Origin of the sequence: Mesorhizobium sp. M0910, from assembly GCF_040319465.1 — a bacterium.
In the GTDB taxonomy this organism is placed as follows: Bacteria; Pseudomonadota; Alphaproteobacteria; order Rhizobiales; family Rhizobiaceae; genus Mesorhizobium.
In genome coordinates, this window is the sequence record NZ_JAMYNZ010000003.1 from 443,596 (window position 1) to 455,346 (window position 11,751).

Sequence of the window (11,751 nt, forward strand, 5' to 3'; positions counted from 1 at the left end):
GACGAAGCTGACATGAAGAACCTGTGGAATGACGGCGAGGCGGAGAAGCTGGTCGCCGACTATGCAAAGAAGGGTGTGGCCCGCGACCTGGCGCTGCGCGTCTATACGACCAGGCTGCTGGGCGGCGAGCCGCGGCTCGTCCTCCATGGCGGCGGCAACACATCGTGCAAGATCAAGGCCACCGACCTTGTCGGCGACGAATGGGACGTGCTCTGCGTCAAGGGCAGCGGCTGGGACATGGGCGTCATCGAGCCGCAGGGCCTGCCGGCGGTCAAGCTCGGCGCGCTGTTGAAGGCGCGGTCGCTCAAGAAGCTCTCCGACGAGGACATGGTCGCGCTGCAGCGGGCGAACCTCATCGATCCGTCGTCGCCCAACCCTTCGGTCGAGACGCTGCTGCACGCCTTCCTGCCGCACAAATTCGTCGACCACACCCATTCGACGGCGATCCTGGCCATCGTCGACCAGGAGGACAGTGAAGCGCTGAGCCGGAAGGTGTTCGGCGCGAAAATGGGATTCGTGCCTTACATCATGCCGGGCTTCGATCTGGCCAAGGCGGCCGCCGATGTATTCGACGCCGATCCGACGGTCGAAGGTCTGATCCTCGACAAGCACGGCATCTTCACCTTCGGCGACGATGCCAGGCAGGCCTATGACCGGATGATCCATTATGTGAACGTCGCCGAGGATTTCATCGCTGGGAACGGCAAGCCGCGCACCGAAAAAGTGGCACTGCCGGCCAGGCTGGCCAAGCCCGCGGAGATTGCGCCGATGCTGCGCGGCGCGGTGGCGGTGGCACGCGGCGAAGGCCGCTTCGACCGGATGATCAGCGATTTCCGCACCTCGGATGCGATCGTGGATTTCATCAATTCGGCAAAAATTGCCGACTATGCCGGCCGCGGTGTGTCGACACCCGACCTGTCGATCCGCATCAAGACCGGACCGATGGCATTGCCGGCGCCCGACGCGGACAAGGTCGGCGACTACAAATCCGTCATCCGCCAGCATGTCGAGAAATTCGCCAAGGACTATCGCGCCTATTTCGAAACCAATGATGCGCTCGACGACGTGAAGCGCACCATGCTCGACCCGATGCCGCGGCTGACGCTGGTGCCCGGCCTCGGCATGTTCGGCCACGGCCGCACGCTGAAGGATGCGAAGATCGCCTCCGACGTCGGCGAAATGTGGATCGAGGCGGTACGCGGCGCCGAAGCCGTCGGCGATTTCCGCCCGCTCTCCAAAGCCGACCTGTTCCCGCTCGAATACTGGTCGCTGGAACAGGCCAAGCTCGCCGCCAACAAGCCGAAGCCGCTGACCGGCCAGGTGATGCTGGTCACCGGCGGCGCCGGCGCGATCGGTGCTGCCACCGCAAAGCTGTTCGCCGACAACGGTGCCCATGCCGTCGTCGTCGATCTCGATGCGTCAAGGGCTGCCGAGGCGGCAAAAAAAGCCGGCAACGGTTCGATCGGCATTGGCGCCGACATCACCGAACCGGTGCAGATGCGCGCCGCCTTCGACAAAGCGGTCGAGGTCTACGGCGGCCTCGACATTCTTGTCTCCAATGCCGGTGCTGCCTGGGAGGGCCGGATCGGCGAGCTCGACGACGCCACCTTGCGCAAGAGTTTCGAACTCAATTTCTTCGCCCACCAGTCGGCGGCGCAGAATGCCGTGCGCATCATGCTGGAACAGGGCACCGGCGGCGTGCTGTTGTTCAATACCTCCAAGCAGGCGGTCAATCCGGGGCCGAAGTTCGGCGCCTATGGCATTCCCAAGGCGGCAACGCTGTTTTTGTCCAGGCAATATGCCCTCGACTACGGTGCCCATGGCATCCGCTCCAATGCCGTCAACGCCGACCGCATCCGTTCGGGGCTGTTGACCGACGCCATGATCGCCAGCCGCTCGGGCGCGCGCGGCGTGTCGGAGAAGGAGTACATGTCGGGCAACCTGCTCGGGCAGGAAGTGACGGCAGAAGACGTCGCCCAGGCCTTTCTGCATCAAGCGCTGGCCGAGCGGACCACCGCCGATGTGACGACGGTCGACGGCGGCAACATCGCGGCTGCGTTGAGATAGCCCCTGATCGGGATCACTCTTGCGAAATTGGTATTTTGTAGCTACATTGTGGCTCAGACCTCAAGGAGTCACAACATGGCAACGGATACCGTGGTCCGCGCTCGGATCGATACGGCGACAAAGGATCAGGCAACGGAGGCCTTGGCGGCAATGGGATTGTCCGTTTCCGACGCCATTCGCCTGCTGCTGGTCCGCGTCGCCGCCGACAAGGAATTTCCCTTCCCGGTGAAAGTGCCGAACGCAACGACTCGAAAGGCCATGACCGAATTGGAACGTGGCAAGGGCAAGCCTTTCGCCTCGGCCGATGAGTTGTTCAAGGATTTGGGAATGTGACGTGCTGACGCCCGTTCGCTCTGGGCAATTCCGTCGCGACGTGAAACGTGCGGAGAAGCGGGGCAGAGATCTTGGCAAGTTGCGCGAACTGCTAGGCCTCCTGCTCGCCGGAGATGAGCTACCGGCGAGCTATAAGGACCACTCGCTGAAAGGCGATTGGAAAGGCTTTCGTGACGCTCACATAGAACCGGACTGGCTCTTGATCTACCGAGTTGCCGGCGATGAACTCCAGCTAGCTCGCACCGGCTCCCATTCCGATCTGTTCAACGAATAGCCGAGACAGGTGCGCATTTGAGAATTTTGCTAAAGTAGTTCTCGGATGCCTTCCCAAGCCTTTCGGCCCAGCTTTGAATCGGCCTCGTCATTGCCTCCGTGTGGATGCAAAGTCGAGCGTGGTGTGTTCTCGCCTGGCAAGAGAATGCGGTGACCGGCATCCGGCGACGAAATGAGATGCGTGACCTTGCCTGCTTCGCCGCGCCGCCCAACAATATCTCGGGCGAACGATAGGGAAGGCCACAGTGCATCGCCCCCACCGGCGACGAGCAGAAGCTCGGCCGATGCGGTCTCAACAGGGATGGTCGCCGCATTCGCTTCCCGCTTGAACGTTTTCAAACAACTTTCGAAAAGCCCCCTATAGGACACCTGGCCATCGACATACTCTGGTGTCCAATCTGGATCTGTCGGCACAAACGGCAGCGCGATGCCGTCGAGCGACCATGAGGATCGTTCAGGCCAGCTGACACCATCGCGGCCCGCACCGACATTTCCCCAAACTACGGATGACGGGCTAATCGCGACCACCGCATCAATTCGCTGGTCATGGACGGCGGCAAGCAATGACGCCTCGGCACCCTTAGACGTGCCCACATAGACGATACGACGGCATCCTGTTTCAATGAGATAATCGGTTGCCGCAAAGAACGTTTCCAGGGGAATCTCACATATTCCGGGAACCTGGCCTTCACCGCCAAACCACTGCAGAGCCAAGGCCGATGCACCCGCATTTGCAAAGAGCCGCGCGCGACCGACGTCAACACGGCCGCTCGATCCACCCAACACCACAACGCCCGTGGTGGCCTTCAAGCATCGAAAACATGTTCCGGCGACGGCGCCGGTAAGACTTTCCTCTACCGCCCGCATCTCCATGTACCCGTCAATCCTGGGTTTCGATTGTCCAATCGGCCCACAAAGCCGGCGGCTGCGACAATTGCAATTCGGCGGTCCGGCACGCCAGACATCTTCGACAAAAAGGCCGCCTGCAACAAGCTGCTGCAGACGGCTATTGTTTTGCTCGTGCCGAAAGTCACTTCGCGTTCGGGTTCGGCATCCAGGTCGGCATCGCGACATCGGCATGGGCGAATTGCGGCAGCTTGGCCGAGAGGTCCTCCATGTTCTTGATGTCCTTGTCGAGCAGATCCTTCTGGGTGATCAGCGTCGGCGGCACGATGACGTTGTGGCCGGGATCCTCGCCGGCCAAGAGCTGCGCCAGCGCACGCACCGAGACCTGGCCGACGACGGCCGGGTTGGTGGCGGCGGTTGCCGCCCAGGCGCTGTCCGGCTCGCGCATCGCGGCGATATCCGAGGTCGAGATGTCGGCCGAATAGATCTTGATGTCCTTGTTCAGCCCCGCCTCGTCGACCGCGATCTTCACGCCCTTGGCGAATTCGTCATAGGGCGCGAACATCACCTTGATGTCGGGATGGGCCGATAGCACCGAACGGGCCTGGTTGGCGACCGAATTGGCGATCGGATTGTCGAGCGTGCCGAACATGGCGGCTTCGTTGATGCCCGAATATTTCTTCTTGAATTCGACCCAGGTCTCGTTGCGGCGGTCGAGCGGCGCGATGCCGGCGACATAGACATAGCCGGCCTTCCAGCTCTCGCCATTGTCCTTGACCGCCTGTTCGAGCGCCAGGCGCGCGAGGTCGCGGTCGGACTGTTCGATCTGCGGGATCTTGGGGTTTTCGACATTGACGTCGAAGGCGACAACCTTGATGCCGGCGTCGACCGCACGCTGGGCGGCGTCCTTCATCGATTCCGTCAGTCCGTGCTGGATGATGATGCCCTGGACGCCGAGCGCGATAGCCTGGTCGACCATGTCCGCCTGAAGCGCCGCGTCCTGGCGGCTATCGAGCACGCGCAGGTCGACACCGAGCGCCTTGGCCTGCGCCTCGACGCCGGAAAGGTAGGCCTGGAAGAAGTCGCCGGTCGAGAGATAGCGGACCAGCGCTATCTTGACGGCACCCGGCTTGTCGAACGGCGCCGGCCTGTCCTGCGCTATTGCCGGCATCTGCATCAGCAATGTTGCGCCGGCAAGCCCGAGCGCTGCCTTCCCCAAAAGCCTTCTTGTGATGTTCACGTCGTTTCCTCCACTTGTTGAACCCAAAATATGACCCGGTCGAACCCTATCTCCTGCCCCTGCCGGAAAGGGCGAAGGTAAAGACAAGGGCGACCACGAGAACCACGCCCTTGACGAAATCCTGCGTGTAGTAAGGCGCGTTCATCATCGTCAGGCCTTGCAGCAGCACGCCGACAAACACCGCGCCGACAGCCGTGCCGAAGGCGTTCGGCTTGGCGGCGCCGAGAACCGCGTAACCGATGAGTGCCGCAGCCACCGCGTCGAGCAACAGATTATTACCCGAGGCGATGTCGCCGCGTCCAAGCCGGGCAGCGAGCAAAATGCCGCCGATCGAGGCAAAAACTCCCGAAATAACGTAGGCCCAGATTTTGTATGCCTTGACAGGCGCGCCGGCGAGTTCTGCGGCGCGTTCGTTGCTGCCGACCGCATACATCATGCGCCCGAAACGCGTGTATTCGAGAAAAAACCAGATCAGCACCGCCAGCACGAGCAGAACGACGACCGACACCGGAATGAGGTTCGGGATGAAGAAATCGAAGCGATGGCGGCCAAGCGCCAGGAACGCGGCGCCGAAGCTGCCGTTGGCGACCGAGCCGTCGGGCATGGTCATGCCGGTGGCGATCGAACGGCCTTCGGTCGGGATGCGCTGCAGGCCGACAAGCAGGAACATCATGCCGAGCGTCGCCAAAAGGTCCGGAACCCGCATATAGACGATCAGCCAGCCATTGATCAGGCCGACCACGGCGCCGATCACAAGACAGACGACGACCGCCATGACGGCGTTCTGCTCCAGCACCACCATGACATAGGCAGCCGCCATCATGGCGCTGGTAGCGACCGAGCCGATCGACAGGTCGAAGCCGCCGACGACCAGCGTGGCGGTGACGCCGAGCGCCAGAACGCCGGTGATGGCGACCGACTGGAAGATGAAGACAGCACTTTGCGGCGAGACGAAACCATCGGCAGCGACGGCGAAATAGGCGATCAGCCCGAACAACAGAACGATGAAGCCGTAGCGAATAGCATTGTCGCGCAGGATCATTCAGCGCTCCCGCACGCCGGCACCGTCTTTATCCAACCCGAATTCATGCCCTCTCCATTCCAATTCTCATCGTCATCCCGCCGTCAGGCTGCGCTGTGCAACGGCCCGCCCGCCACTTCGGCCAGCAGACGCTCGAGATCGACATCGGTATTGCGGTGCTCGCCGACGATCGTCTGCTCCGACATCACCAGGATGCGATCGGCCGTCTCCAGGGCTTCGTCGAGTTCGGTGACGAACAGCAGCGTCGCGCGGCCGTGGGCGCTGGCCCGCAGCTTGGCGGCGATGTCGCGCCTAGCCGAAATGTCGACGCCCTGAAAGGGCTCGTCGAGGATGAAAAGCCTTGCCGCCTGCGACATCCAGCGGGCGACCATCACCTTCTGCTGATTGCCGCCGGAAAGCGACGCCATCTCGTCCCTCTCCGAGCGGCAGACGATGCCGAGCTCCTGGATCTGCTGGCGGGCAATGGCGCGTTCGATACGGCGTTTGAGAACACCGAGACGCGACATGCGGCTGTGGAACGGCAGGCTGATATTCTCCTGGATGTTGAAGTCGCCGACGATGCCGTTTTCGCCTCGGTCCTTGGCGACGAGAAACACACCGGCGGCAATCGCTTCGCCGGTCGATGCGGGAGCATAAGGTTTCCCGTTCAGCACCATGGTCCCGGCCAGCGGCTGGCGCAGGCCGAACAGCGTCTCGGCGAGCACGGTCTTGCCGACACCGACAAGGCCGGTGATGGCAACGACCTCGCCATCGCCGAGGGTCAGCGAGATCGGCCTGGCGCCTTCAGCAATCCGCAGCGCGTCGGCAGTGAAAATTGCTTTGGCCGAATTCCTGGCGACGATCCGCTCGAGCTGGATCTTGCGGCCGAGCATGGCGTTGACCGCACCTTCGTAATCCAGCGGCTTCTTGTCGAAGATACCTGAGATAACCCCATCGCGCATCGAAATGATGCGATCGGCAAGCCGTCTGATATCCGACATACGGTGCGAGATGTAGAGGATGGCCACGCCTTGCTGGCGAAGCCGGTCGAGCAGCGCGAACAGCCGGTCGGCTTCGGCGCTGGACAGCGAGGAGGTCGGCTCGTCGAGGATCAGCACTTTCGGCCGGTGCGCCATGGCGCGGGCGATCGCCACCATCTGGCGGTCGGCCAGAGAGAGATCGCTGATCCGGGCCTTGAGGTCGATGGCCAGTCCCATGCGGTGGGCCACCGCCTTTGCCTCGCGACGCACCCGGCCTGGATTGAACAGGGTCGGCACGCCGCTGCCGCTCAGCCTGTCGAGGGTAAGATTGGTGGCGACGTCGAGGTCGGCGACGACGCCGTCATTGATGTTCTGGTGGACAGTAACGACGCCGGCGCGGATCGCCTCCGCCGGCGTTTTCGGGTCGAACTCATGCCCGGCAAGCGACATCGAGCCGCCGCCATGGTCGTAAACGCCGCTGATGATCTTGACGAGGGTGGATTTGCCGGCGCCGTTGGCGCCCATCAGCACGGTCACTTCGCCGGCATGCAATTCGAGCGAGACGCCGCCAAGCACCTCGATATGGCCAAAGGATTTCCTCAGGCCGTCGACGCGGAACACGGCATCATTGCCCATTCGTTCCTCCCTGACCGTGACGCTATGGGCTATATCGGCAATTGTCAACACGATTGACAATTGCCAGAAGGCTTCCTAGCTTGGCCCGGCCGCCATGGCTCCGCTATTATCGGAGCACATGAGCGGGAGGTGAGGATGACTGGGAAATCGCCGTTCGAAGCACTGTCGGTCGAGACACTGGCGGGCCGTCTCGGTGCCAACGAGGCCCTGTGTTCGCAGATCGGCAAGGATACGAGCCAGTGGAAGGTTCGTGAAGTCGGCGACGGCAATCTGAACCTGGTGTTCATCGTCGAGGGTGCTCAGGGTGCGGCCGTCGTCAAGCAGGCCCTGCCCTACGTCCGGCTGGTCGGCGACAGCTGGCCGCTGCCGTTAAAACGCTCCTTTTTCGAATACCATGCGCTGACGCGGCAACAGGCACGGGCGCCGGGTTCGGTGCCTGAGATCTACCACTTCGATGAAGGCCAGGCGCTGATCATCATGGAGTACCTGTCGCCGCACATCATCCTGCGGCGGGCACTGATCGAAGGCCGGCAATTGCCGAACATCGCGAAAGACATCGGCTTGTTCATGGCCCGCACGTTGTTTCGCGGCTCCGACCTGCATATGGCGACCAAGGATCGCAAGGCCGATCTGGCGCTGTTCGCCGACAATGTCGAACTCTGCGACATCACCGAGAACCTGGTTTTCTCGGATCCGTATTTCGATGCCAAGATGAACCGGCACACCAGCCCGCAGCTCGACGGCATTGTCGCCGAGCTGCGCGCCGACCGCGACCTCAAGGTCGAGGCGCAGCGCATGAAGCACATCTTCGCTGCCAATGCCGAGACGCTGCTGCATGGCGACCTGCATTCCGGCTCGATCATGGTCACCGACACCGAAACGCGGATGATCGATCCCGAATTCGCCTTCTACGGCCCGATCGCCTTCGACGTCGGCATGCTGCTCGCCAATTTCTGGATGGCGTTCTTCTCGCAGCGCGGCCATGAACAGGGCGGAAGCCGCGATGCCATGCGCGACTATCTGCTCGGCGTTACGGTCGAGACATGGTCGGTATTCCGCGTCGAGTTCTCGCATCTGTGGCGAACCGAGCGTACCGGCATGCTCTACCACAAGAGTCTGTTCGAGGATCAGGGCGACAGGCTTGGCGCCGAGCAGGCGCTAGACCACATGCTGCAGTCGATCTGGACCGATCTGCTCGGCTTTGCCGGCGTCGAGGTTCACCGGCGCATTCTCGGCCTTGCCCATAATGCCGATTTCGAGACCATTGCCGATCCTGATCTGCGCGCCAGATGTGAGGCAAAGGCGCTGAAATTCGGCCGTCACCTCGCCGTCAACCGGCGCCAGATCCACAGCATCGACGAGGTCAACCGGTTGGCCGCGCTGATCGAACGGGAGAGCAGGATTTGAACGTCGGCGACCGCCACTACCGCACCATCTGGCCGAGTGACGACGGGCGTTCGGTGGAGATCATCGACCAGCGCTGGCTGCCGCATGAGTTCCGCACCGAAAAGATCGATACCGTCGCCGGCATCGCCACGGCAATCCGCGACATGTGGGTTCGCGGGGCGCCGCTGATCGGCGTCACCGCTGCCTATGGCGTCGCCATGCAGATGGCCGATGATCCGTCGGATGCGGCACTCGACGCCGTCTGGGCAACCTTGCACGAAACGCGCCCGACGGCGATCAATTTGCGCTGGGCGCTGAACGAAATGCAGCGCTTCCTGCTGACGCTTCCCCTGGCAGAACGTGCCGCGGCGGCGTATCGGCGTGCCGGCGAGATCGCCGACGAGGATGTCGGCCTCAACCGCGCCATCGGCGCCCATGGGCTCGAAATCATCAAGACGATCGCGGCGCGCAAGCAGCAGGGCGAACCGGTCAATATCCTGACCCACTGCAACGCCGGCTGGCTGGCCACCGTCGACTACGGCACCGCCACCGCGCCGATCTATCTGGCGACGGAAGCCGGCATTCCAGTCCATGTCTATGTCGACGAAACGCGACCCCGCAACCAGGGTGCCCAATTGACCGCCTGGGAGATGGCCGGCCACGGCGTGCCGCATACGCTCATCGTCGACAACGCCGGCGGCCATCTGATGCAGCGCGGCCAGATCGACATGGTCGTCGTCGGCACAGACAGGACCACCGCCGACGGCGATGTGTGCAACAAGATCGGTACCTATCTCAAGGCACTGGCCGCGGCCGACAACGACGTGCCGTTCTATGTCGCGCTGCCGTCGCCGACGATCGACTGGACCGTGGGCGACGGGCTGGCCGAAATCCCGATCGAACAGCGCTCGCCCGACGAGGTCTCGCTGGTCTGGGGCAAGACCGCTTCCGGCGAGATCGCCCAGGTCCGCGTGTCGCCGGAAGCCACGCCGGCGGCCAATCCGGCCTTCGACGTGACGCCGGCGCGGCTGGTCACCGGTTTGATCACCGAACGCGGTGTCGCTACGGCCTCGCGCGAAGGCCTGAAGGCGATGTTTCCCGAGCGCGGATGATCGGCTTTTCCGGGAGGGCGCTCTGGATTGCCTCATCTCACGATTTCTTGACCACGGCACGGTTAAAAACGCCCGTTGCCTGTCCCACATGGACGGCTGTATGCGTAGCGGCGGGGCGGCGCCCAACGCTCGAAGCCGGGGTTGACCACGGCCCGGCGAGTGAACAAGCGGGATACCGCGATGTCATTCAGACCATTGCTTGGTGACGGACGGGTTCGGAGCCAAGACGAGAAGTCGGAGCCCCTGCAAACCGCGTCATGGGTCAGCTCCTCGATCGTGTTCGACAACCGGCGGTGGGCGTGCCGGGAGGCGGAGCTCCGCTGGACAGCCCCTCATCATCTGATCGTGCTGACCGAAAAAGGCGGCACGTCCCATACATCCATCCGGCACGAGGCGCGATCCCTTTACGATGGGATGGACCGTCCCGGAGCCCTCACCTTCGTCCCGGCAGGCGCGGAACGACAGGGCTTCTATCGCGATGTAAACCTCTCCTATTCAGCCCTGTGGATCGATCCCGATATCAGGCTTCCCGGATGCCAACGCCTGAGGAACCTGCCTCTACTGGTAAACAAGAAAGACGCGGTCGTCGCCACGCTCCTGAGTTCGCTTCGCGACGAGATGGCACTCGGCCACAAGCCAGACACTGCCTATGTCGAGCATCTGGTCGCCCTGGTCAGCCTCCGCGTGGCCAACCTGAGCCGGGAGCAACAGCGGTTTGTACGTCACGGCTGTCTCAGCCGCCGAGCACTTGGTCGCGTTCGGGATTACATCGATGCGCATATGAATTCCGACATTTCGCTAAGCGAGCTGGCAGCCGTCGCGGGCATGGCCGTCGACAGCTTTGCGCGTCGCTTCAAGGCGACGACCGGCCTTGCACCCTATGCCTATGTGATCGAGGAACGGGTGCGGCGAGCGGAGGTGTTGCTGCGCGAAACGGGTTTGTCGATCGGTATCATTGCCTTTCGGCTCGGCTTTTCAAGCCAGAGCCACTTCACCACGACCTTCCGACGTCTAAGGCGCACGACGCCTCGTGCCTATCGGATGAATTCTTCTCCAGAATCCTGATAGTGCCGCCGGTTTCTTGAAAGAAAGGCGCCGCGCGCACTCCCACCTCCAGTGTCGTTGGGTGACAGAACCCGAGGGTTGCTCGGGTCAAGTTGCCGTCTGCGCTTCATTGCGACTGGGAGATCATGCATGGCCAAAACGGACAACAGGAGCGGGCCGACGCGTCGGATGGTGTTGGAAGGCGGTGTTGCGACCGGGGTGCTCCTGGCTACCGGAATACCGGTTGACGCCGAGCCGGCCGAGACCGTCACGGCGGCGGCATCGGCCACGCCGGTACCGACGATGACGATATCGTTGCGGATCAACGCGAAGGATCTTGCCATCGCGCTCGACCCGCGGACGACGCTGCTCGACGCCCTGCGCAACCATCTCGGCCTCACCGGCTCGAAGAAGGGCTGCGACCACGGCCAGTGCGGCGCATGCACGGTGCTCGTCGATGGGCGCCGGATCAATTCCTGCCTGACGCTTGCCGCAATGCATGAAGGCGACGAGATCACCACGATCGAGGGCCTTGCCGAGGGTGACCGGCTGCATCCGGTCCAGGCTGCCTTCATCGCCCGCGACGGTTTCCAGTGCGGCTACTGTACGCCAGGCCAGATCTGCTCGGCGGTTGGTATGCTGGGCGAAGCGCGGGCCGGCTGGCCAAGCCATGCGAGCGCTGACGTGGCAGCGGCTTCCGTCGGTCTCACCGATGTCGAGATCCGCGAGCGGATGAGCGGCAACATCTGCCGTTGCGCCGCCTATCCGAACATTGTCGCTGCAATCCGCGACGCGGCAGAGGAGGCATGAGCA

Annotated in this window: 11 protein-coding genes; 7 read left to right on the plus strand and 4 right to left on the minus strand. The window is 62.8% G+C overall.

Annotated elements, in window-relative coordinates:
* Positions 1–12: 12 nt before the first annotated feature.
* The 3 genes from NKH78_RS09785 (at position 13) to NKH78_RS09795 (ending at position 2,674) form a co-directional block, all read left to right on the plus strand.
* Positions 13–2,067 carry a bifunctional aldolase/short-chain dehydrogenase gene (locus NKH78_RS09785; protein ID WP_352738528.1) on the plus strand — a complete coding sequence of 685 codons (2,055 nt, stop codon included), beginning with the start codon at positions 13–15 and terminating at the stop codon, positions 2,065–2,067.
* 75 nt (positions 2,068–2,142) lie between these two features.
* Positions 2,143–2,400 (plus strand): type II toxin-antitoxin system RelB/DinJ family antitoxin, encoded by a 258-nt coding sequence (locus NKH78_RS09790; RefSeq protein ID WP_352472285.1) that lies wholly within the window; start codon positions 2,143–2,145, stop codon positions 2,398–2,400.
* A 1-nt stretch (position 2,401) separates the two neighbouring features.
* A complete protein-coding gene (locus NKH78_RS09795) occupies positions 2,402–2,674 on the plus strand; it encodes a type II toxin-antitoxin system YafQ family toxin (RefSeq protein ID WP_352882773.1) in 273 nt (90 codons plus the stop codon).
* A 29-nt stretch (positions 2,675–2,703) separates the two neighbouring features.
* Here NKH78_RS09795 and NKH78_RS09800 read toward each other — a convergent pair whose 3' ends face one another.
* The 4 genes from NKH78_RS09800 to NKH78_RS09815 form a co-directional block, all read right to left on the minus strand.
* A complete protein-coding gene (locus NKH78_RS09800; protein WP_352882775.1) occupies positions 2,704–3,546 on the minus strand; it encodes an acyl-CoA thioester hydrolase/BAAT C-terminal domain-containing protein in 843 nt (280 codons plus the stop codon).
* Between the two features lie 157 nt (positions 3,547–3,703).
* Positions 3,704–4,759, minus strand: coding sequence for a substrate-binding domain-containing protein (locus NKH78_RS09805; RefSeq protein WP_352472282.1), 1,056 nt, complete (start codon positions 4,757–4,759; stop codon positions 3,704–3,706).
* Positions 4,760–4,805: 46 nt separating this feature from the next.
* Positions 4,806–5,801: an ABC transporter permease gene (locus tag NKH78_RS09810; RefSeq protein ID WP_352615088.1), complete on the minus strand. Its 996-nt coding sequence runs from the start codon at positions 5,799–5,801 to the stop codon at positions 4,806–4,808.
* 83 nt (positions 5,802–5,884) lie between these two features.
* Positions 5,885–7,396 carry a sugar ABC transporter ATP-binding protein gene (locus tag NKH78_RS09815; RefSeq protein ID WP_352738524.1) on the minus strand — a complete coding sequence of 504 codons (1,512 nt, stop codon included), beginning with the start codon at positions 7,394–7,396 and terminating at the stop codon, positions 5,885–5,887.
* Positions 7,397–7,531: 135 nt separating this feature from the next.
* Here NKH78_RS09815 and mtnK point away from each other — a divergent pair, with 135 nt between their 5' ends.
* The 4 genes from mtnK (at position 7,532) to NKH78_RS09835 (ending at position 11,748) form a co-directional block, all read left to right on the plus strand.
* Positions 7,532–8,803, plus strand: a complete 1,272-nt coding sequence (gene mtnK / locus NKH78_RS09820; RefSeq protein WP_352738522.1) for an S-methyl-5-thioribose kinase — start codon at positions 7,532–7,534, stop codon at positions 8,801–8,803.
* Positions 8,800–9,894, plus strand: coding sequence for an S-methyl-5-thioribose-1-phosphate isomerase (mtnA, locus tag NKH78_RS09825; RefSeq protein ID WP_352738520.1), 1,095 nt, complete (start codon positions 8,800–8,802; stop codon positions 9,892–9,894). Before mtnK ends, mtnA begins: the two co-directional genes overlap by 4 nt.
* Before the next feature lie 180 nt (positions 9,895–10,074).
* Entirely contained in the window at positions 10,075–10,959 is an 885-nt protein-coding gene (locus NKH78_RS09830; RefSeq protein ID WP_352738597.1) for a helix-turn-helix domain-containing protein, read from the plus strand.
* Between the two features lie 129 nt (positions 10,960–11,088).
* Positions 11,089–11,748, plus strand: a complete 660-nt coding sequence (locus NKH78_RS09835; protein WP_352476552.1) for a 2Fe-2S iron-sulfur cluster-binding protein — start codon at positions 11,089–11,091, stop codon at positions 11,746–11,748.
* The last annotated feature ends 3 nt before the right edge of the window (positions 11,749–11,751 follow it).